The sequence below is a fragment of the Corynebacterium kalidii genome, from assembly GCF_022869005.1.
Lineage (GTDB): Bacteria > Actinomycetota > Actinomycetes > Mycobacteriales > Mycobacteriaceae > Corynebacterium > Corynebacterium kalidii.
Genome location: NZ_JALIEA010000010.1, coordinates 1 through 21321, shown reverse-complemented (window position 1 = coordinate 21321; position 21321 = coordinate 1). Strand labels below are relative to the sequence as shown.

The 21321-nt window shown below is 70.2% G+C and carries 16 protein-coding genes; 9 read left to right on the top strand and 7 right to left on the bottom strand.

Features of this window, described 5'->3' with window-relative positions:
- The first annotated feature begins 136 nt into the window (after positions 1–136).
- Together MUN33_RS02265 and MUN33_RS02260 are read left to right on the top strand one after the other, a co-directional pair.
- Positions 137–496 (top strand): RNA-binding S4 domain-containing protein, encoded by a 360-nt coding sequence (locus tag MUN33_RS02265; RefSeq protein ID WP_244803293.1) that lies wholly within the window; start codon positions 137–139, stop codon positions 494–496.
- Positions 496–1314 (top strand): VOC family protein, encoded by an 819-nt coding sequence (locus MUN33_RS02260; protein WP_244803292.1) that lies wholly within the window; start codon positions 496–498, stop codon positions 1312–1314. The genes MUN33_RS02265 and MUN33_RS02260 overlap by 1 nt, the downstream gene beginning before the upstream one ends.
- Positions 1315–1475: 161 nt before the next feature.
- Here MUN33_RS02260 and MUN33_RS02255 read toward each other — a convergent pair whose 3' ends face one another.
- The 7 genes from MUN33_RS02255 to MUN33_RS02225 all read right to left on the bottom strand — a co-directional run bounded on the left by MUN33_RS02255 (position 1476) and on the right by MUN33_RS02225 (position 14371).
- Complete coding sequence (locus MUN33_RS02255) at positions 1476–3116, bottom strand: glycoside hydrolase family 25 protein (RefSeq protein WP_244803291.1); 1641 nt, start codon at positions 3114–3116, stop codon at positions 1476–1478.
- A 240-nt stretch (positions 3117–3356) separates the two neighbouring features.
- Positions 3357–4427: a PrsW family intramembrane metalloprotease gene (locus MUN33_RS02250; protein ID WP_244803290.1), complete on the bottom strand. Its 1071-nt coding sequence runs from the start codon at positions 4425–4427 to the stop codon at positions 3357–3359.
- Positions 4417–5265 carry a hypothetical protein gene (locus MUN33_RS02245; RefSeq protein WP_244803289.1) on the bottom strand — a complete coding sequence of 283 codons (849 nt, stop codon included), beginning with the start codon at positions 5263–5265 and terminating at the stop codon, positions 4417–4419. The genes MUN33_RS02250 and MUN33_RS02245 overlap by 11 nt, the downstream gene beginning before the upstream one ends.
- Before the next feature lie 10 nt (positions 5266–5275).
- Complete coding sequence (locus MUN33_RS02240; RefSeq protein ID WP_244803288.1) at positions 5276–7372, bottom strand: M13 family metallopeptidase; 2097 nt, start codon at positions 7370–7372, stop codon at positions 5276–5278.
- 135 nt (positions 7373–7507) lie between these two features.
- Positions 7508–10942, bottom strand: a complete 3435-nt coding sequence (locus MUN33_RS02235) for an arabinosyltransferase domain-containing protein (RefSeq protein WP_244803287.1) — start codon at positions 10940–10942, stop codon at positions 7508–7510.
- Positions 10943–11013: 71 nt separating this feature from the next.
- On the bottom strand, positions 11014–13038 hold the full coding sequence (locus MUN33_RS02230) for a galactan 5-O-arabinofuranosyltransferase (protein WP_244803286.1): 2025 nt from the start codon (positions 13036–13038) through the stop codon (positions 11014–11016).
- A gap of 70 nt (positions 13039–13108) precedes the next feature.
- Positions 13109–14371 carry an NYN domain-containing protein gene (locus MUN33_RS02225; RefSeq protein ID WP_244803285.1) on the bottom strand — a complete coding sequence of 421 codons (1263 nt, stop codon included), beginning with the start codon at positions 14369–14371 and terminating at the stop codon, positions 13109–13111.
- Positions 14372–14569: 198 nt separating this feature from the next.
- Here MUN33_RS02225 and MUN33_RS02220 point away from each other — a divergent pair, with 198 nt between their 5' ends.
- The 7 genes from MUN33_RS02220 (at position 14570) to MUN33_RS02190 (ending at position 21245) form a co-directional block, all read left to right on the top strand.
- On the top strand, positions 14570–14944 hold the full coding sequence (locus tag MUN33_RS02220) for a GntR family transcriptional regulator (RefSeq protein ID WP_244803284.1): 375 nt from the start codon (positions 14570–14572) through the stop codon (positions 14942–14944).
- The gene (locus MUN33_RS02215) at positions 14941–15855 is read left to right on the top strand and encodes an ATP-binding cassette domain-containing protein (RefSeq protein WP_244803283.1); all 915 of its coding nucleotides are present in this window, start codon (positions 14941–14943) and stop codon (positions 15853–15855) included. The genes MUN33_RS02220 and MUN33_RS02215 overlap by 4 nt, the downstream gene beginning before the upstream one ends.
- Entirely contained in the window at positions 15852–17021 is a 1170-nt protein-coding gene (locus tag MUN33_RS02210) for a hypothetical protein (RefSeq protein ID WP_244803282.1), read from the top strand. Before MUN33_RS02215 ends, MUN33_RS02210 begins: the two co-directional genes overlap by 4 nt.
- Before the next feature lie 43 nt (positions 17022–17064).
- The gene (locus MUN33_RS02205; protein WP_244803281.1) at positions 17065–17976 is read left to right on the top strand and encodes an ATP-binding cassette domain-containing protein; all 912 of its coding nucleotides are present in this window, start codon (positions 17065–17067) and stop codon (positions 17974–17976) included.
- Positions 17973–19136 carry a hypothetical protein gene (locus tag MUN33_RS02200; RefSeq protein ID WP_244803280.1) on the top strand — a complete coding sequence of 388 codons (1164 nt, stop codon included), beginning with the start codon at positions 17973–17975 and terminating at the stop codon, positions 19134–19136. The genes MUN33_RS02205 and MUN33_RS02200 overlap by 4 nt, the downstream gene beginning before the upstream one ends.
- A complete protein-coding gene (locus tag MUN33_RS02195) occupies positions 19136–20020 on the top strand; it encodes an ATP-binding cassette domain-containing protein (protein ID WP_244803279.1) in 885 nt (294 codons plus the stop codon). Before MUN33_RS02200 ends, MUN33_RS02195 begins: the two co-directional genes overlap by 1 nt.
- 124 nt (positions 20021–20144) lie before the next feature.
- Entirely contained in the window at positions 20145–21245 is a 1101-nt protein-coding gene (locus MUN33_RS02190) for a hypothetical protein (protein ID WP_244803278.1), read from the top strand.
- Positions 21246–21321: the final 76 nt, after the last annotated feature.

Here is a 21321-nt window from a genome sequence, read left to right as displayed (position 1 = left end):
ACCCCTACCTGGGAGGGCGATTATCCGACATCCGGGGGCGTGGTCGGGGAGGCTGCACGGCCGACGGTCGTCGCAGATCGCGGCATTCTGGGCCGGGGACTTCCCTGGCACCGTCCGGAGTCGTAGGATGGTCGGCATGCCTGAGCGAGAAGAGCACAAGGTACCGGCGCAGGACGTCCCCGTCCGCGGGGACGACATCCGACTGGGGCAGTTCATCAAACTGGCGAACCTGGTCGAATCCGGCGGCGCGGCCAAGGAGGCTGTCGCCGCCGGTCGTGTGACGGTCAACGGCGAGGCAGACACCCGCCGCGGCCGTCACCTGCGTTCCGGGGACGAGGTGGCGGTTCTTGACGGGGACGGCCCCGACGCCACCCCGGTCGCCGCGGCCCGTGTCGTCACCGGGAGCGGTGACGGCGGAGACGGCGACAGTGACGACTACTTCGACGAAGCAACCGCCGACGACGATTTCGACCCTGACAAGTGGAGGAACCTCTGATGCCCGCTCTCGTAGCGGAGCCAGGAATGCCGATCTGGATCGACCTGGCTACCACCGACCTGGAGAAGGCGAAGGCCTTCTACACCGAGCTCCTTGACTGGGAGTTCGACACGCAGTGCGACGGCTATCTCGTCGCCAAGAAGAACGGGATGCCCGTCGCGGGGCTCGGGGAGGTGCCGGACGACAAGTCGTCGCTGTGGGGCATGCTGCTCTACGCCCCCGACATCGACCATGTCCATGACGAGGCCGTGAAGGCCGGGGCCACCAGCATCCTCTCCCCGCGCGACGTGGGCCGGCGTGGCCGCATGGCCGTCATCGTCGATCCGTCGGGCGCGACGGTGGGTCTGAAGCAGCCATCCGGCGACGAGCCCTTCTTCGCCGCGGGTGAGCCGGGGACCCCGGTGTGGCATGAGCTGCTCGTCGGTGAAGAGTTCGACGCGACGATGAAGTTCTACCACGACCTGGCCGGGTGGGACATCCGTCAGCACAGTGACACCGCCAAGTTCCGGTACGCCACCGGCGAGTACAACGGTGCGCCGTTGTGCGGCATGTGGGACACCAGTGAGCTGGACGAGAATCCGTCGATGTGGACCCTCTACCTCGGCTGCGTCGACGTGGACAAGGCCGCGAAGAAGGTCAAGAAGCTCGGCGGCAAGCTGGTCCGTGCACCGTGGAACTCCGAGCTGGGACGTCTGTGCACCCTCGTGGATCCGACGGGTGCGCTGGTGAACCTGTGCGAGATCGCCGAGCCGACGCCGGAGAGTCTCGAGGACGCCCACGAGCCGGACATCATGGCACCGGGTGCGCCCCAGCCGTGACGCGGTTTTGACGGAGTGCGGACCGCAGGCTGGTCACCGATTACGCCTCCGTCACGAAACGCCCTGACCTGGGTTCGTAAATCACCAGGTCAGGGCGTTTCTGTGTGGGCGTGCCATCCACGCCGGCGTAATCGGTGACGGGCGTCGCCGACACCGCGGGGTCAGAGCTGCGCGGCGAGCATCGGTGCGGCACCGACCGGGTCGATGCCGGCGTCCTCCAGGGCGCGCAGCGCACCCTCGGGGTCGGAGGCGAACCGGGCGGCCGTCTCGCGGTCCACACCGAGGCGCTCGGCTGCGGCGACGGTGGCCGCGGGGTCGGCGGAGAGCTTCGCGGCGGTCTCGGGGTCGACCCCGGCGGCCTCCAGGGAGGCACGCAGCGCGGCCGGGTCGGCGTCGACGGCGGGGGCTGCGGCGTCCTCGGCCGGGGCGGCGCCGGAATCCGGTGCCTGCTCCGGCGAGGGCTGGGACTTCACCTGCGCCAGCAGGGCGTCGGTGTCGACGGTGCCGGCGGCGACCTGTGCGGCGTAGTCGCTGGCACCGAAGGCGGTCAACAGGCGCAGGATGCTGTCGAGGGAGACGTCGCCGCCACCGATGAGCCCGGCGAGCTGCGAGATGTCGACTCCTCCGGCAGGTGCGCCCTGGTCGCCGGCGAGGGACCCGACGAGCTCACCGACCTGGTTGGCGATGTCCCCTCCGTCGGCGCCGAGGCCGAGTGCGCCCAGTACGAGTGCGGCGACGGCGGCGACGGGCATGCTCTGCCCGGCGTCGCGGGCCTCGATGCCGGAGGACGCGAGGACGGCACCCAGCGCCTCACCCAGGCCGGATTCCTGGGCGGCGGCGATGACGGCGTCCGGACCGACGGTGCCGCCCACGAGACCGAGCAGGTTGACCAGCAGGTCGGTGCTCAGCGGCTGGTTCAGTCCGGGCTCGCCGCCGGCGGCGTCCTGGTGCTCGGTCTGGTTGGCGTTCTCGGCCTGGCCGAGTGCGGCGTCGGTGATGGGTTTGAGGGCGTCGACGATGTTGCCGGCCGCGCTACCGTTCGACGGTGCGCCGGTGAGGGCCTGCAGCTGCTCGTCGGTGCCGTAGTAGGTGTTCATGTCGACGTTGGTGTAGATGCCGTCGACCTGTCCCTCGGAGGAGTACTGCCAGAAGGTGACCTCGTTCCATCCGCCGGGGATCTCGGCGGGCAGCGTCGGGTTGTAGTAGGCCAGCCACAGCGGGTATTCCGCGAACTCGGTGGTGTTGGCCATGTCGTTGATCCAGAAGTTGTGGTACGTGTAGATGATCGGGTCACGTCCGGTGAGGTTCTTGATCTCGTCGATCCAGTCGCGGACCCAGTTCTGCAGTTCCACCGGGCCGAGTCCGCCGGACTCCTCCAGGTCGAGGGTCGGGGGGAGCGACGGCTGGACGCCGGTGGCGAGGGTGGCGGCGTAGTGCCGGGCCTCGGCGCGGGGGTCGGTGGAGCCGGGTTTCGCGTAGTGGTAGCTTCCCGGGGTCACGCCGGCGGCCGACGCCTTGGCCGAGTCCGAGGTGAAGTAGGGGTTCACGTAGCCGGTGCCTTCGCTGGCCTTGATGAAGGCGAAGCTCTGGCCGGACGCGGCAACGCTCTGCCAGTCGATGGCGGCACCGCCGGGGTGCTGGTGGCTCGCGACGTCGACTCCGTCGAGTGCCCAGCTGGGCACGGGGAGGACATCGGTGGCGACCAGCGCGGCGACCGTTGCGGCTGAACCGAAGAGGGTTACTGCGGTGAGTCGGGCGGGGACGGTGGTGCGCGCGGTGCGACGCCAGGGGAGAGACAGCATGCGCCACACGATACACACTATTACCAACAATCACACGAGTAACACGCGCCCCGCGTGTCGCATTTCATGTCGGAGCTGCCGAGCCTGTGACCAGGCTGTGACCACAGGAAAAGGCGGGAAAAGGTCGGGAAAAGGCGGGAAAAAGTCTGTCCCCGTGCTCCCTGAGGGGCTCAGGGCGGCACGGGGACAGACTTCTCCGGCCCCTCCGGCGTCTCTGCGATCGCCCCCGGACCGCGCCCGCTACCGTGGACCCGGACCCGCCCCGGGGTATCCCGGCGTCCCGTGCGGCGGCGCCCCCGGTGGCATGTGCTGTACCTGCGGGAATGCCGCGGCAGGCTGCGGTGCCGGGATGCGTTGGTAGATCGAGATGGCGGGGTAGCGGCCGGCGGCGGCGAGCCCCCGCGCCTCCTTCGTCGAGATCACGACGGCGGTGACCAGCAGCGCCGCGCCCAGTCCCCAGGATCCTACGAGGTGGACGACGGTGGCTGCCGTGGAGTCAAGCTGCAGGTTCCACCCGGCGTGCACCATGAATCCGGCCATGCCGGAGGCGAGCACCCACGCCAGTCGTCGACGCCAGGTGAGGCCGGCGGCGTAGACCGCCATCCCGATGCCGAACCCGACCAGGCCGGTGCACACGGCGTGCAGCAGTGGTCCGGCGACGAGGCGGAACAGCCACATCTCGGACACCCCGGCCAGGTCGGAGGTGGGGTGGTAGACGGAGAACATCACCGCGTAGCCGAGGTTCTCGAAGGCCTCGAAACCGATGCCCACCAGCATGCCGGCGACGAGCCCGTGCCAGGGACGGTTCCACCACGCCCGCCCGGTGTGCAGCAGCAGCCACACCCCGAGCGCCTTGGCGAGCTCCTCGGGGTAGGCCCCGCCGAGGGAGAGCGCCACTTCGTCGAGGTCCCAGCTGTAGGACAGTTCGATCAGCCGCTCGCTGACGGTGAAGGCGCCGATGGCGAAGGAACCGGTCATCCCCCACAGCACCGCGGCGCCGGCGAGCAGCCAGGGCGTCCCCCGGTAGATCAGCGTGCGTGACAGGAGGAACCAGGTGACGGCGATGAAGACCAGGGCGTACAGCGAGGCCAGCGCGACGGGGCCGGGCCCGGGGAAGAACACCAGCACCGCCGGTGTCAGCGCGGTGAGGAACAGGCTGCCCAGGGTGATCAGCAGGAAGGACCAGCCGAAGATGTCCCAGGTGGGACGGAGCCGTGGCCGCTGGTTCGGCGGGAAGGAGTCGTGGTGGCGCCGGGGGACGTCGAGGACGCGCCACTGCTGGCCGGGACGGGGACGGTTGTCATGCGGCACGGACGGCACCCCACAGGTGGTCGGCGGTCTCGGCGACGGTGCGTTCGTTCCCGCCGGTGACGGCGAAGGTGTAGAGGACACCGTCGGGCCCGTCGAGCAGGACGGCGGCGGCGACGGTGTACCGTCCCGACCCCGACCCCGTGCCCGACGTCCCGTCCGGCGCCGTGTCCCCGTACTGGACGGGCCGCGTGTCGGCGGGAACGCCGGGGTCGCGCGGTTCCGGCAGCTCGTCGAGGAGCCCGAGCGGGGACCGCAGTTCGATGACCGGGGAGACCCGGAGCCCGTCGGCGCGTCCCGCCAGTGACGGGTGGAGGATCTCGTCGGCGGGCGCGGGACGGAACGGGACGTCGGAGACGTCGGAGGCGAGGACGGCGCGCAGTCCGCGGCGGGCCGAGGGGGCGGCGTCCTCCACCCCGGCCATCGCCACGACGTCGAGGTCCACGGTGTCCCACCGGTTGCTGCCCATGCATGTGGCCTCCAGGGTGCCCGGCAGGATCGCCTCGCCGGTGGCGGCGCACCGGCCGTCGAGACCGGTCAGGTCCAGCGGCGCGAACTCCCAGGTGGTGAGGCTGTCCGCGGCGGCCTCGTTGAGCAGGTACGGTTCGCCGTCCGGGTCGTCGTTCACCGGGACGGCGAGTGGGAGCGCGAGGAGCAGCAGGGCGGCACCGACGAGGATGAACCACCGGGCGGTGCGGTGCGGTCCGACCGCCGCGGGCCGGTAGAGCCCGTCCGGGTCGGCGTCAGGAGGGCCGGGAACCGGTCCGGCGCTCGGGCGGACGCGGGGCGGACGTCCCCACCCGTCCGCCCCCGGGTCCGGGGTGATCGGTGCTACGGGCATTCCCGGGACGTTACCAGATGGTCACGCGCCGGTCCCTGGACAACCACATGCCGTTGTCGGGGGTGACCTCGAAGGCCTCGTAGAACTCCGCGACGTTCGACGCGACCACGTTGCAGCGGAACTCGCCGGGGGAGTGCGGGTCGATCGCCACGTACTGCGCGGCCATCTGCGGCCGGATCGCGGTGCGCCACACCGTCGCCCACCGCAGGAAGAAGCGCTGCAGGACGGTGAACTCCGTGCCGTCGTCGGCACCGTCGACCCCCTCGACCGGTGCGGTGGGGGCGGTGTCGACCGTCTCCCCGCGGTCGGCGAGCCACTTCTTCAGCGCGACCACGGCGATACCGAGTCCGCCGAGGTCACCGATGTTCTCCCCGAGGGTGAAGGAGCCGTTGACCTTGTGGTCGGTCTGGCCCCGCTGCGCCAGGCCGGTGGGCACCAGCCCGTCGTACTGGGTGACCAGCTTGTCGGTGAGTTCGGTGAAGGCGGCGCGGTCGGCCTCGGTCCACCAGGAGTTGAGGTTGCCGTCGCCGTCGTACTTGGAGCCCTGGTCGTCGAAACCGTGGCCGATCTCGTGGCCGATGACTGCGCCGATCGCCCCGAAGTTCCCGGCCATGTCGGCCTCCGGGTCGAAGAACGGGGGCCGCAGGATCGCCGCGGGGAAGGTGATGTCGTTGCGGACCGGGTTGTAGAAGGCGTTCACGGTCTGCGGGGTGGTGAACCACAGGTCGCCGTCGCTGGGCTTGCCGAGCTTCGCGACCTCGAAGTCGTGGTTGAAGTCGGAGGCCGCCCGGTAGTTGGCCAGCAGGTTCTCTCCGTGGTGTGCGTCGGCGCCGAAGGTCAGCCCGGAGAAGTCGCGCCAGGTGTCGGGGTAGCCGATGCGGGCCCGGAAGGTCCCCAGCTTCTCCAGGGCACGCTCCCGGGTGGCCGGTGTCATCCACTCCAGGTCGCTGATGCGGTCGCGGTAGGCGGCCAGCAGGTAGTCCACGAGCTCCAGCATGAGCTCCTTGTACTCCGGCGGGAAGTGCCGGCGCACGAACTCCTGCCCGACCTCTTCTCCGACGGCGCCCTCGACCATCATCACGGCGCGCTTCCACCGGTCGCGCTGTTCGGTGGAGCCGGAGAGGGTGCGCCCGTAGAAGTCGAAGTTGGCCTCCGCGAACACGCGGGGAAGCTTGCCGGCCCGGCCGGTGAGGACCCGCCAGTAGGCCCACAGCTTCCACTGGTCGAGATCCGGAGCTTCACCGTCGCCGTCGCCCGCGCCGGGCACCAGGGAGGCGACGTGCTCCAGGTAGGACGGTTGGTTGACGACCACCGTCGGGGCGACGTCCGGGGTGACACCGACGCCGCGGAGCCAGGCGGCGAAGGGGAAGCCCGACGGCAGGTCGTCCTGCGCGGTCGGGTTGTGCGTCTTCTCCGCGTCGCGGGAGGACACGGTGTCCCAGTGGCCCTTGGCCAGGGCGGTCTCGAACTCCATGACGGCGTCGGCCGCGGTGGCGGCGTCGAGCCCGGCGAAACGGCCGGGTCGGGGTTGTTCCCCGGTCTCGTCGACGAGTCGCAGGAACCGTTCGATGAACTCCCGGTACGCCGCACGGGTGTCCGCGTGCTGGTCCTCGCGGTAGTAGGCCTCGTCGGGCAGACCGAGACCGGTCTGGACGAGGTAGGCGACCTCGTTGCCGCTGCCGCCGGCGTCCTTCTCCGTCCAGAACCCGACGACGCCGCCGACGCCGTGCCGGTCGAGCTGTGCCAGTGCGGCGACCAGGGCGTCGATGTCCCCGGCCTCGCGGACGGGGTCGAGGTCCGGGGAGAGGACGCCCAGCCCGGCCTGTTCGATCCCGTGCGCGCCGTCCTCGTCCATGTACGAGCTGAACAGCGCACCGATGCGCGTGGACGGGTCCGCCGCCTCCACGATCGCCTTGACGTCCAGTTCGGCGCGGTCGCGTAGTTCATGGAACTTGCCGTCGACGGCGCGGTCGGCGGGGATCTCGTGCGACGCCAGCCAGGCGCCGTTGACGTGGCGGTAGAGGTCGTCCGCCGCGCCGGGAACGGGGCCGGTGGAGGCCTCGGTGATGTTGTCGGGGATCGTCGGTGCGTCTGTCGTCTCAGCCATGGGCACCACTGTAGGCATCTGACGGCGGAGCTGCGGATGGAACGGCCACGATGCGGCCTGGAGCACCGGAAAAGTCTGGCCCCGTGCACGGGATCCACCCGGATCCGTGCACGGGGCCAGACTTTTCTTGATCTGCTAACTCAGCCGCATCGGCCCCGGCGACCACAGGCCGGACCTGGTCTCGGTGTCGATGTCGAGCTCGACCGTCTTCGGCTCCTCACCGGTGGAGGAGGCGAACGGGGTTAGCCTGGTGACCACACCCCAGTCACGCTGCCAGTCGTCCTTGAGGTAGGTCGACATCTCGGTGCCGTGGGTGACCATCTGGGTCAGTCCGCCGGCGCCGCCACCGTAGTAGTCCATCACCGGGGCGTGGGCCTTCTTCGCGTCGTGCTCCGGTGAGATCTGGTACTCGGGGACCTCGGCCACACCGACGTAGTGGTTGAACGGACGCTGGGCTGGGAACTGGAGCGGCACCGACCAGTCGAGCAGTGTCGGCGCGTCACCGATGACGTCGTTCAGGGGCGTCAGCGTCGGGACGCGCGGCGGGGTGAAGGCCAACCACTGGTCCGGGGTGACGTTCATGTCCGCGGCGTAGATGCGCACGACCTCGGCGTCCTCCGGGATCTGGTCCATGGGGAAGCGCAGGTTGCGCCACTGCGGTGCCGTGCCGATGTCCAACGGCTCGAGCTCACCCATGACCTCGAAGTCGTCGGAGCCTGCGCCGGTGCTGCGGCCGTACTGCAGCTTCAGCTCCTGGCCGTACTGGCGAACCCCGTTCATGTCGAGGTGGGAGACCTCACCAGCGGCGGAGACGATCAGCAGGGGTGCGTCGTCGCTGCGTTCCGGCAAGGAGTACCAGGACGTGGTGGTCTGGGCCTGGAGCTGCAGGCCGTCGGTGTAGGAGCCGACGACGGGCACCTGGCTGCGGTCAATGTCGAAAGGCAGCTGGGCGTAGGAACCGTTGGCGCCTTGCCGGGGGTCGAGTCCGCCCCCGGGGCCGGTGTCGGTCATGTCCTCGTCCTCGGTGGAGCCGTAGGCGTTGGTGTCGACGGCGGAGGTCTGCGGTGAGGAGCTGGACTCGGAACTGTCGGAGCTCTCCTGGATGCGGTTGGGGATGTTGTTCGGCCCGAAGCCGCGGGAGTCGTCACCGGTCAGGGAGTCGGCGAAGTCGGTGCCGTCGGCGGTGTCCAGGAAGGAGTCGTTGGTGTCGGACTCGACCAGGGCGTCGCCGGCCATCCCGCTGGAGTTACCCGTCAGCGCGGCCAGGTTGCCCTTGCCCACGGAGTAGGCGGGCCACTGGGAGATGAACCCCTTGCCCAGGGAGGCCAGGTTGAACAGCACGACGATGGCGGTGAGGACGGCGATCGGTGCGGCGGCCACCCCGGTGAAGCGCTGTGCCTGGGCTGCCTCGCGGCGGTCGACCTCCCGCAGTTCGGCGTCGCTGGTGGCGTTGGCCTCACGGATGTCGTTGAGGAACCCGATGACCACGCCCACGAACATGACCAGCACGGCGAGGACCATCATGCCGGTGGAGATCTCGAAGCCGGCGATCTGGATGGGCTTGTCCCACCAGGGCACGCCGAAGCTCGAGATGTACCACCAGCCGTTGGTACCGGCAAGGGTGAAGGCGAACAGCAGCAGGCAGGCGCCGAGGAAGACGATGCGGTTGCGGGCCGAGCGCATGGCCATGGTGGACGCGGCGACGGCGGCCAGGGCGGCGAGGCCCGCGGCGATGCCGGCGTAGACACCGAAGTGGTGGGTCCACTTGGTGGGGGTGAACGTCATGAAGAACATGGTGCCGACGACCACGAGGGTCATGCGCAGTGCGGGCCCGTGAGCGGTGCCGGGGACGCGGCGGTTACGCAGCATCGAGGCGACGACGACCGCCAGGCACAGTAGCATCATCAACACGGAGAACCTACGGGGGAAGGACCCGTCCACGGTCTGCTTCAGCAGCTCGGTGTAGCGCTGCGGCTCCTCGTACCAGGACAGGGCGGGGCCGACGGGGCCGCGCACGCTGATGGACTCCATGACGGTGCTCAGGGTCTGGTCGCCGAAGACGCAGATCAGCACGGCGGTGCCGGCGGCGAAGAACGGTGCGATCTGAGCGACGACGGCACCGGTGACCTTCTTCCTCGAGCTCCCCTTTCCGGCGTTGAGCAGGGGCAGTCGTCGGATGACGATCCGGACCAGCCCGGACAGTGCCACGAGGATCGAGGCCACGGCCATGAGCCCGGTGGGGCCGGCGGCCAGCGACAGGGACGCCACGATGACGCCCACCGCGGCGGGCAGCAGTCGGCCGGTGGCGATCGCCCGCTCCATGCAGACCCAGGTCAGCAGGGCGCCGAGCGCGATGACGGGCTCGGGGCGGGTGCCGTTGTTGAAGGTCATCGCGAAGACGAGGAACACCGCTGCGGCGGTCCAGTGTGCGACCTGACGCTGCGCGATCTTCGCACCCAGCCGAGGCAGCACCTCCCGCGAGAGGATCATCCAGGTCAGCAGGCTGGCGATCAGGACGGGCAGGCGCATCCACACCGACGCGGTGGAGACGTGCGTCATCAGGGCCAGCAGGTCGTAGTACGGGGCGCCGAACGGGGACTCCGGCACACCGAACCAGCGGTAGTAGTTGGCCATGTAGCCGGATTCCTGGCTGGCCCGGGCCATGGTCAGCAGGTACCCGTCGTCGGCGGTGTTCGCGCCGATGAAGTACCAGACCACCAGGATGCTGCCCACCACGGCGTCGAGCCAGCGTGGTCGCCACCAGTTCGCGGGAAGGAAGCGTCGGCGGGTGCGGGTACGCCCGTCGAGGATGTCCATGCGGTGCAGGGCCCACAGGGACACGACCATGAACAGCACGCCGAGGACCATCGCGGCGATCTTGATGCCGCTGGGGGTGGAGGTGTACCGCGAGTCGACGGTGACGTCCACCTTCAGGCCGGCGTCGATGGCGGCCTGCGCGTTCTCGGGGGTGTCGGTCATCTCCGTGAAGATGCCGGTGAGCATCGGCCGGATGTCGTCACCGAACCCGCCCTCCAGCGGGTTGCCGTTCTCGTCGGTGGCGTCCGGGATCCAGGCACGCGTGCCCTCGTGGTCGGAGGTGATGCGCAGCTGGGACCCGTCCGGGAGGTCGGCGAGGGTGTCCGTGTCGACGGACAGGGCCACCGAGTTGCGGACCACGACGTCGAGCCCGTCCGGGGTGGACCGGACGAACATGCCGCGCAGCGTCGCCTCTTCCGCACCCTCGGGCACGGTGGACAGGACGGTCGTCTGGTCGCCGTTGAGGTCACGGACCTCCGACAACGGCAGGGTGATGTCCAGGTTCTCCGGGTGGTAGGAGATCAGCGGCGCGTTGACGCTGCGCAGGTCACCGCCCTGGGGCCAGGAGAAGCTGGACTGTTCCTGCTTGACCGGGAGCAGCGGGGTCAGGCAGAACAGGACGAGTGCGGCAATCCCCGACAGCACGGCGATGGCCTTGAGCCGGTCGACCCCGGCTGCCGTCGTGCGGTCGGGGTGTGTCTCAGCGGCCTGTTCGGACACCTCGTCGGGCGCATCGTGTTCGACTCGTGACATAGCAGGACATGTTACGGCAGGAGTCTGGTGAGGGCTAAGCGGTGGCGGGCCGTGTTCCTCACAACCGACGGCTACCGCTGGCGCACCGCGACGACGAACGGTCCGATCTGTTCCAGATCCCACCCTTCGGAGAACGCCGAGGCGTGGAACGAGATGGTGGTGAAGCGGACGTTCGGGTCGTTGGGGTAGATGTCCTCCGACAGACGGTAGCGGAACCGGCCGTCGGGGTCACCGGCACCGGCCTCTCCGTCTGCGTTGCCGCCGCCAGCACCGCCGGCGGTGGCGTCGGCAGCTTGCCCGCGCAGGACGAGGACGTCCGGGCCGGTCCACCCCTCCTTCTCGGCGGCGGTGTCCATCGCCCCGGTGAGCTCGGCCGGGTCGCTGATATCCGCCCACCGCTCGATCTCGGCGTTGCGGTCCTCGAACCGGCCGAGGGGGTTGGCGTAGTGCGCGGTCATGGCCTGGTAGGAGTGGTACGGGTAGTAGGCCATGAAGCTCTGCTCGTCGGTGAGCACCACGGTGCCGGCGCGCTCGCCGCCGAGCCCCAGGGTCTCGTCGATGTAGGCGTCGACGTCGGCGTAGTAGACGGTCGAGTCGGCGGGGAAGAGGTCACCCCGTTGAGCCTCCCCGTCGGTGTCGGAGTAGGCGAGGTCGATGTGCTGGCGCAGGTGCAGCGGGATGTTGATGACGTGCGTGGCCGCGGCGAAGGTGAGCAGGATCGCCAGGACGGCGGTCACCTTGGGGGCGGCGGTCGGCCCCACGAACTGCGGGTAGGCGCGGCGGATGCCGTTGACGCGCAGGTCCTCCAACGCCATCATCCCGCCGGTGACCAGCAGCAGGGAGATCGGCAGTTCCATGCGGAAGCCCAGCAGCGTGGTCCCGGTCAAGGTCGTCAGCATGGACGCCAGGACCCAGAGGTAGCAGACCACCAGTCCGGCGACGAGTGCGCGGACCTGGCTGCGCCTCCAACGCAGCACCATCCACACGATGCACAGCAACGCCAGCACGCCGACCAGGTTCACGTGGAAGAAGGGGACCGGGATCTCGGTACCGGACTGGGGCAGGTAGTGCTGTGCCCGTCCGCTGGCGCCGCGCTCCGAGGTGAGCAGCGCCAGGCCGTAGGGTGCCCAGCCGACCAGGGCGATGACGATCGAGCCCACGCCGATCACCGTCAGGCGGACCAGCGGCATCACCGCGCGGGTGCGCCAGGCGACGACGACGGCGATGACCACCACGGTCAGCGCGGACACACCGGTGTAGAGCGTGTACAGGTTCGCCGACAGGCCGAGGAAGACCGCCAGGCCGGCGATGCCGGGACGGGAGCCGCGGACGGCGCGTCCGGCGAGGACGATCGCGGCGGGCATGCCGAACGCCACCACGGCGGCGTAGGGCTCCTCCGGGGCGGTGTACAGGACGACGGCGGTGGTGACCAGGGCGATGACGCTGCCCAGCGGCAGTGATCCGGTGAGCCGGTGCCACACGGGGACCAGCATGGAGCCGGCGACGGCGAGGGTGATCAGCGACCACGGCTGGAAGGCGGCCCACCCGGCCAGGCCGAGGACGTTGGCGAACAGGCCACCGGTGAGGAACCACAGGCGCGGGTAGAAACTCGGCTCGCCCAGGTACGCCATGTCCTCGAAGCCCGGCTGGTCGGTCATCCGGGTGAAGAACTGGGTGCGGAACGCCTGGTCCACGCTGATGCCGTCGAGGTAGAGGCGGGTGGCCGCCAGCGGCACGGCGAGCGCGGCGATGACGAGGCCCGCCGGGGCGAGCCAGCACAGGACCGTCGCGCCGGCCCGTCGCCACCGCGGCCAGTCGACGACGGGGGTGCGGGCGTGCAGCAGCGCGTAGAGCACCAGGGCCAGGACGACGAGGACGATGACTCCGCCGGCGCTGGCCAGGGCCTTGGTGACGTTCGACGAGGAGTAGGCGGGCAGGTTCGTGCGGGCGAGCACGAACCATGCGGCCAGGGTGACGACGGCGGCGAGGGCGCCCGCGCCCAGGATCTGCCCGCTGAAAGACAGGAACCCGCGACCGGTGCGGTCGGGGTGGGACGCGGTGTCGGTACCGGTGAGTCCGGTGTCGGGGGCTGTCATGACGGCATTTTCTCACAGTCGGCGCCATGACCGGGTGACCGGTGACCGGGTGGCTGCCGGCCGGTCACCGTCACCGGTTGAGCAGGATGCCCCGGATCCCGGAGTGGAACCCGTCGCGGAGGTTGACGCGCTGGTACTCCGTCAGCGTGTACTCGTGGAGCGTCTCGCAGGCGAACTGGAGCAGGGGACGGTCGACCTCGGGCGGCAGGCCGCCACCGCTGAGCACGTGGGCGCCGTCCTGCTGTTCGGTGGTGGCGGCGTTCTGGAACCACCAGACGGCGTACTGCTCGCCGATGTCGAAGGGGTTCTGCTGGCCGCCGGACTGCCACACCTCGGTCGGCAGCGGGACGTACCGGCTGCGGAGACGACGGCGCGGCGCCATCATCGCCGGGGTGGGACGGGAGCCGGCGAGGTCGGCGGGTGAGGGGGTGGCTGCTCCGCCGTCACCGTCGTCACCCTCACCGTCACCGTCGTCGGACGAGACGGGGTTCTCGTGGGAGACGGCGCCCGGCGACGGGTCGGTGACGCGGGCCGGCATCGAGGCGGGTGTCGGTGTGTCACCGGCTGTCGTGTCGGTCTCGGTCGCGTTGCCGGGGTCGCCGACGTCGCCGGTGCCGGTGGTGGTGTCGCCGGCGTCGCCGGTGTCCTCCGTTTCCTCCTCCGTGGACTGGGCGGCAGGTCGACGGCGGACGTCCGGGACGGCGCACGTCCCGGAGAGGTCCTCGACAGGTTCGGCGTCGCCGATGGGTTTGTGCTGGGCACCGGCGGCCCCGGTCTTCAACGGGCCCTCGAGAACCTGCAGCCGCATGCAGTCGGCGAAGTCCTCGCGCGGGTCGAGGATCGTGGTGGAGTCGCAGGAGTAGCGCAGGTTGGCGGACATCGAGTCCCACCCGAAGCCGTACAGGTGCACCCGGACGCCCCGGGAGACGGCCTCCTCGACACCGGGGAGCATGTCGGCGTCGCCGGAGACCAGGACGATGTCGGTGACCTCCCGGGACAGGGCGCTGATGACCATGTCGGCGACGAGCCGGGTGTCGACCGCCTTCTGGGTGCGGCGGTCGCCCCATTCGATGAGCTGGCCCGTGCGTAGCTGGACGCCGTTGCAGGAGCGGAGGGCACGCTGGTACCGGTGCGGCCCGGAGTCGGGGAGCCCGTCGTACCAGTTCTGGCGGTAGACCGGTTGTCGTAGCTGGTCGACCACGCGCGACTCCAGGACGTTCACGACTTCCGGGAGGTCGATCTCGAGCTGTGCGCGGGCGCCGGTCTCCCAGGCGTTGTAGAAGCTGGCGAGCAGGTAAGAGGTGTCGACGTAGATCAGGGTGCGTTCGAGCATCGGAAGGGTCCTCACTAAAGTTCTGTCGTTTGGTCTCCCCAGTGTGCATCAGGTGTGCGGCGCGTGGGGAGGTGTGCTGGTCATTCGGTGGTCGTACGGGCGAGGTGCCGGTCGCCCTTGTCAGAAACGCCGCCCTGTGCGATGGTTGGTTACTGTAGTAACCAACCAACGTGGCGGTGGCAGGGAAGGAGACCGGTCGTGGACGAGACGACGTCGCCCCTGTTCCGGCAGATCGCCGAACTCGTCGAGGACTCCGTCGTCGACGGCTCCCTCCACGAGGGCGACCGGGCCCCCTCCACCAACGAACTCGCCGCCTTCCACGGCATCAACCCCGCCACCGCGCGGAAGGGACTGACCCTGCTCGTCGAGCGCGGGGTGCTGGTCAAGCGACGCGGCCTGGGCATGTTCGTCGACGACGGGGCCCGGGCGCGGATCACCGCACGACGTCGGGACGCCTTCGCCGCGGACTTCCTCGTGCCACTCGTGGACGAGGCGATCAAACTCGACCTGCCCCGCGACGAGGTCCACCGGTTGGTCGACCAGGTCGCAGAAAGCAGAGGACTGTACTCATGACCATCACACTCGTGGACGCGGAGATGTCCTACCCCTGGGCCACCGGCGGGGCGCGCGGCACCCGGCCGGCACCGTCGGTGGTGGGGCCGCTCACCCTGGAGCTCGACGACGGCGTCGTCGGACTCGTCGGGCGCAACGGGGCGGGGAAGACCACCCTGCTCGGCATGCTCGCCGGACAGCTCAAGCCGTCCGCCGGCACCGTCCGCAGCGGCGGACGCGACGCCTTCGACGACCCCGTCGTCCTGTCGGACACCAGCTTCACCGGGGTCGACATCGACTACGCGCCGTCCTGGACGGTCACCGGGATCCTGGACCTCTTCGCCCGGCGGTACCCGCGCTGGGACGCCGCCGAGGCGGAACGACTGTGTGAGGCCTTCGGACTGGCGCCGACCTCCACCTACGGGGTGCTGTCCCGGGGCCAGCGCACCGCGGTCGGTATCGTCGTCGGACTGGCCTCCCACACACCGGTCACGTTGTTCGACGAACCCTACGTGGGCCTCGACGCCCAGACCCGCCGCCTGTTCTACCGCGAACTGATGGACTCCGTGGAGGCCGACCCCCGCCTCGTGGTGGTCTCGACACACCACCTGCCGGACCTGGAACGCATCGTCGACCGGGTGCTGGTGCTCGAGCGGGGACAGCTGGTCCACGACATCGACGCCGAGGACCTGTCCGGGCGCTTCTACCGGGTCACCGGATCCGAAGCACGTGTCGACGCCCTGGTCGCCGACGCGCCGGGACTCACCGTCCTCGAACGACGGGACATGGCGGGGGCGAGCCGGGCGGTCGTCGACCTGGGGAGCGACCGTGCCGGCGGTGGCGCCGCCCGGCCGTACCTCTCCGACCTCGCCGCCGAGCCGGTCGACCTGGAGGAGGCCGTGCTCCAGCTGACGGGAGGTGAGCGGTCGTGACCACCACGACGATGCGCACCCCGTGGCAGCGCCTACGCGCCGACCGTCGGCCGGATTCCACGCTGGTCCTCCTGCTCCTCGTCGGGGTCATGGCGTTCTTCACCACGTCCACGCTGGTGCAGTTCACCCCGGGGTGGGAACCGTGGCCCGCGGTGACCGGCGGGATCCTCTTCCCGGCCCTGTCGGTGTTGCTGCTGGTGCCGGGCCCGGCACGCTACCGGGTGGTGGGGCTGCCCGTGCGCGGGTGGCTCCTCGACCATGGCCTGCTGGTCGCCCTCGTGGCGGTCATCCACCTGGCCTGGCCGGTGTGGGCGGTGGCCCGTCCGACGGACATGTCGGCCGGGGTGCCCGGATGGGTGCCGCTCCTGCCCGCGGCGGCGATCGTCCTGACCGGCGCCGCGATCCTTCACCACCACCGCCACGTCCTGTCCGGACGTGTCGTCGGCACCGGGTACCGCTACGCCGGTACCCCCGTGCATCACCGCGTCTTCCTCGCCCGACGCGGGCCCGTCTCCTGGCGGACGGTCTACCAGCCGGTGGGGACGACCGCGCTGGCGACGGTGGCCGTGTTCGTCGTCTGGATCCTGTTCGACCGGGGCGACAGTCAGTCGGTGACCGGGGCATTCCTGGTCGCGGCCCTGGTGACGGCGCCCGTCGTCGCCGCGAGCCGCAGCACCGCGGCCGCGGTGGGGATGACGCGTCGTGCATGGGTCGGCCACACCCTCGTGGCTGTCGCGGTGCCGCAGGCCGTGGTGGGTGTCGTCGCCACCGTATTCCAGGTGTCGGTGACGGGCGGACTGCCCCTCGGCACGTTCGTCGGTGGCACGGGGTCCGGGCAGCCCTCCACGACGTCCCTCCTGCCGCTGTATCTCGTCGTCGTGGTGTTCATGGCGGTGACCGGCGGGGCCTTCGCCGTCAGCGTCTCCTACGAGGACTGGGGGACGGCGGTCATGTGGCTGATCTTCGTCAACGTGGTGGCGACGGTCGCGGTCGCCGTCTTCGGGGTCACCACCGCGTGGGCCCCCTGGCCGAGCGTCGTCGCCGTCCCGGTCAGCGCACTGGTCGCCTACGGACTGTCCCGGTACGCCGTCCGGCGGGCACTCCTCGGCCAGCCCGACTGGACCATGACCAGCATCATCGGCGGACGACGGGCGCGTCCCACCTGACACCGGCACCCCGCCTCCCGGCACCAGACAAGGAGAAAGCACCATGCATTCACCACAGCACACCACCCTGCCGGACCCGTTGGTCCGCGTGGAGGACCTCCACCGCTCCTTCGGCGACAGGCACGTCCTCCGGGGACTCACCGTCGACCTGCCGCGTCACGGCACCGTCGGGCTCGTCGGACGCAACGGCGTCGGCAAGACGACGCTCATGGGCATCCTCGCCGGCCAGCTCCGTGCCACCGGGGGGACGGTCACCGTCGCCGGCGGGACACCGTTCGAGAACGCCGCGGTCATGAACCGGGTGTGCTTCACCGGGGTCGACGTCCTCTACCCGCCGCAGTGGTCCGTCGCCACGGTGCTCTCGGTCGCCGGCGCGCGGTACCCGTACTGGGACCAGGGGATGGCCGACGACCTGACCGGGCGCTTCGGGCTCCGCCGCTTCGCCCGGATGTCGGCCCTGTCGACGGGACAGCGCTCCATGGTGGGCATCGTCGTCGGCCTGGCGTCCCGCGCACCGTTGACCCTGCTGGACGAGCCGTACTCCGGCCTGGACGTCCAGAACCGCCGACTGTTCTACGAGGTGCTCGCCGACGCCCGGGAGGACGACCCACGCTGTATCGTGCTGTCCACGCACCAGCTCGCGGACGCCGGACGGGTCGTCGACCGGTTGCTCGTCCTCGGCGCTCAGGGATCCCTCAGCCACGACATCGACGGGGCCGAGCTCGGGGAGCGCGTCGTCCGTCTCACCGGCAGCACCGCGAGGATGACCGCCGTCCTGGACGAGGTGAGGAACCTGCCGGGGGCACGGCCGACCGCCATGCGTGACGTCGCCGGCAGCATGTCGGTGGACGTCGACCTCGACGGCGGGGTGTTGCCCGACTGGCCCGGTGTGACCAGGGAACGACTGGGCACCGAGGACGCCGTGCTGGCGTTGACCGGGGAGCCGGAACCATGAGCGGCGCACGTGGCGCACCCGGCGTATCCGTCCACCCGTCCCGCCTCCGCCTGCGGCTGCAGATGTACCCCCGGGTCGAGCACCTGCTGGTGGTGCCGCTCCTCCTCGTGGTCTGGGCGATGCTGTCCTTCGGCGGCGACGGCGACGGCGACGGGTACCGGGGCGTCCCGTGGGTCGCGCTGCTCAGTGGGCTGGCGATGTGGGTCATGGTCCCGGAGAGCGGCCGTTACCGTGCGTTCGGACTGCCGCTGCGGTACTGGACGAGGGACGCCGCCGCTGCGGTCCTGGTGGGCGCGGCCCTGTTCTGCGCGGTGGGGGCCGTCGCGTCCGCCGGATGGCGGGCCTACACCGGGTTCCTCCTCGGCGCCCTCGCGGTCGCCGTGCAGCAGTGCGTGTCGGCGCGCAGGACGGTCCGGGGTGACCGCCGTGTCCCGGCGGCGTCCCGGCGGGCCGGCGGTGGGTGGGCGACGCTGGTCGGCCGTCTGCCGTCCGTCCCGGGACCGCTGCCGTGGCGGCTGGTGTACCTCCCGGTCGGGGCGGCGTCGCTGGCGGCCGTCGCCCTGTTCGCCGGGGGATTCTCCCTGGTCCGGATGACTGTCGGCACGGCGGACGACGGTCCGTTGGACCTGGCGTCGTCGATGCCGCTGACGGTGGTTCTCTTCCCCACTGTCGCGGGCGTCCTGGCCGGTGGTCTGCGTGGCTGGACGGTCATGGGGATACCGGTGCGCCGCTGGCTCAGGCACGCGTACGTGGCCTCGGCGGTGGCCGTCCTGTCTCTGGTTGCCCTGGTCGCGTTGGCGACATCGACAGGCCTCGTCGGCGGAGTGCGTCCACCGGCACAGATGCCTGTCGGACAGGTCCTTCTGACCGTCGCCTTCACCGTGCTCTGCATCGTCGTCGTGCCGCTGATCGCGACCAGCGGTACCGTCCTGATGTCGATGGTCGCCGTCGTCCCGGTCATCGGGACGGCCATGACGGTCGGGACGGCCGACCCGCTCCGCGGACCCGGCCCCGTCGTCGGGGCGGTCGTGGTGCTGGCGGTGTCCGCCACGGTCGTCGCATACACCGCACACACCCTGCTGCGCGGGGACCGGGCACGCCCCACGGGCCTCGTCCAGGCGGCCGAACGTACCTACTACCAACGACAGGGAGCACTGTGATGGGCACCTTCTCACTCCGTGGCGTACGGAAGACCTACGGCACATCCCCGGCGCTCGCCGACGTGACCTGCGATATCCCGCACGGGCACGTCCACGGGCTCATCGGGCCGAACGGGGCAGGGAAGACGACGCTGTTGCGCGCCCTGGCCGGACAGGTCCCGGTCGAGGGCGAGGTCACGATGGACGGTGAGCCGGTCCGGGACAACCAGCCCGTGCTCGACCGGATCATTCTCGCGGGTGCGGATGTCCCGTATCCCGGACAGATGAAGGTCGGGACACTCCTCGACCTCGGCGCGGCGCGGTGGGCGCACTGGGACGGCGACTACGCACACCGTCTGCAGCGCCTCTTCCGCCTCGATCCCGCTGCCCGGTTCGACGACCTGTCACGTGGGCGCAAGACGCTCGTCGGTGTGGTCCTGGGGTTGGCGGCACGGGCGGAGGTGACACTGCTGGACGAGCCCTACCTGGGGCTCGACGTCCAGAACCGTGACATCCTCTACCGGGAGCTCCTCGAGGAGGTCTCCCGTGACACCGCCGCCGCGCGGGCCTTCGTCATCTCCACGCATCATGTGGAGGACGTGTCGCTACTCCTCGATTCGGTGATCCTCATCGACGACGGGCGGACGTCCGGGGCCGTCGACGTCGACGACCTCCTGTCGTCGACCGTCGTGGCGACCGGGACGGCCGGCGCGGTCGACGGGCTCCTCGAGGGTGTGTCGTGTCCTGTCCTGCGTGACGAGGCGGTCGCGGGGTCCCGCCGTGTCGTCCTGGACCTCGGGTCGGGTGTGCCGGACGTCTTCCGGGCCGCCGACGGACTGGACGTCCGGGTCGAGTACGCGGATCTGCCCGAGACGGTACTGGTGCGGGGGCGTCGCGATGAGTGACGTCGTCATCGCCTCACCCTCGGGGCGAATCTCAGCCCGTACCCACCGTGCCCTGTGCATCGCGCAGTTCAGGACCGAAGCCGCCGGCCGGTGGATTTCCGTCGGACTCCTCATGTTCTGTTACATGGTTCTCATCGAGGACATGGGCGGGCCACGCCTGACGGTCGCGGAGGTCCTGTTCGGTGTCCTGGGGGCGGCGGCCATCCCGGTGTTCCGGATGCCCGTCACCCAACTCCGTGCGCTGGGACTGGGCAGGAATGCCCAGTGGACGCACCTGGTGATCTCGACCGTGGCGGGCACGGCCCTCTACCTGGTGTGTGTCGCCGCCATGTGGGGTGTCGCGGTGCTCCGCGGCGTACAGGACGGCCCGAGGTGGTGGCTGCCCGCCGTGATCGCCGTGACCCTGGCCGTCGTCGGTGTGCTGGTGGACGGCCGCAGGATCCGACGGGGCGGCGTCGACGGTCTGGGACGGTCCGCAGGTGACGACGCGTGGGACCGGCTCGCGCGGCACCCCGACGGACACCGACGGGTCATGGAGCGTATGGCCCGGTCGGGGACGACCAGTACGGTCGTCGGGTTCTTCCTGGTGATGGTGCCGGGCCAGCTGGTGCTCCGTGCGATGTCGGACGCCGGTGCGGCGCTGGTAGGGCTCGCCCTGACGGTCGTTCTCGCCGGGACGACGTTATTCGTCCGGGTGGTGCAGGCCGAGCGGGCCGCCGGGATATGGATGGTCTACGGTGGCGCCCCGCGGGACTGGCAACATGCCGTCCTCCGGAGGGCGTGGGTCGTTCCCGTCTCGTTCCTGGCCGTGTACCTCCTGGCGTGGGGGCTCGAACACGGCCTCGGTGCGGTGGGAGGGGACCGTGGCATGCAGATGATGCGGCCCACGGACGGTGCAGGATGGTTCGCCTCCGTGGCGGTCGTGATCTCGTACGCCATGATGACGATAGCGGCGACAACCAGCATGCTTTCCATCACCGTGACGAAAAAACAGGCAGGTCGCAAGGTTGTCGCCGGTATCGTACTGGTGGTCAACCTCGCGTTGGCCGGGTGGCTCACCTACGGGGTCGGTGTCGGCCTCCGGGGCTGGGCCCTGGTGTGGTGTCTTCTCGCCGTCATCGCATGGACGACCGTCGCGGTGGCGATGTTCCTCCGGTCCCGCGGCGCCGTCGAGGTCGGTCCGCGGAGCGGGGTGGAACGGTATTTCGGTCTGGTGTTGGGTTAGTGGTGGTGTGACCTGGTGTTTTGTGTCTGTGGTGGGTGCTGTGTAGATTAATGCGAGTCAGAGCGACCGGCGCTGC

Bases quoted from the DNA above. Each gene is read 5' to 3' on its own strand.
- MUN33_RS02265 (WP_244803293.1), top strand. From the start codon at position 137: ATGCCTGAGCGAGAAGAGCACAAGGTACCGGCGCAGGACGTCCCCGTC.
- MUN33_RS02260 (WP_244803292.1), top strand. From the start codon at position 496: ATGCCCGCTCTCGTAGCGGAGCCAGGAATGCCGATCTGGATCGACCTG.
- MUN33_RS02255 (WP_244803291.1), bottom strand. From the start codon at position 3,116: ATGCTGTCTCTCCCCTGGCGTCGCACCGCGCGCACCACCGTCCCCGCC.
- MUN33_RS02245 (WP_244803289.1), bottom strand. From the start codon at position 5,265: ATGCCCGTAGCACCGATCACCCCGGACCCGGGGGCGGACGGGTGGGGA.
- MUN33_RS02240 (WP_244803288.1), bottom strand. From the start codon at position 7,372: ATGGCTGAGACGACAGACGCACCGACGATCCCCGACAACATCACCGAG.
- MUN33_RS02235 (WP_244803287.1), bottom strand. From the start codon at position 10,942: ATGTCACGAGTCGAACACGATGCGCCCGACGAGGTGTCCGAACAGGCC.
- MUN33_RS02230 (WP_244803286.1), bottom strand. From the start codon at position 13,038: ATGACAGCCCCCGACACCGGACTCACCGGTACCGACACCGCGTCCCAC.
- MUN33_RS02225 (WP_244803285.1), bottom strand. From the start codon at position 14,371: ATGCTCGAACGCACCCTGATCTACGTCGACACCTCTTACCTGCTCGCC.
- MUN33_RS02215 (WP_244803283.1), top strand. From the start codon at position 14,941: ATGACCATCACACTCGTGGACGCGGAGATGTCCTACCCCTGGGCCACC.
- MUN33_RS02205 (WP_244803281.1), top strand. From the start codon at position 17,065: ATGCATTCACCACAGCACACCACCCTGCCGGACCCGTTGGTCCGCGTG.
- MUN33_RS02200 (WP_244803280.1), top strand. From the start codon at position 17,973: ATGAGCGGCGCACGTGGCGCACCCGGCGTATCCGTCCACCCGTCCCGC.
- MUN33_RS02195 (WP_244803279.1), top strand. From the start codon at position 19,136: ATGGGCACCTTCTCACTCCGTGGCGTACGGAAGACCTACGGCACATCC.
- MUN33_RS02190 (WP_244803278.1), top strand. From the start codon at position 20,145: ATGGTTCTCATCGAGGACATGGGCGGGCCACGCCTGACGGTCGCGGAG.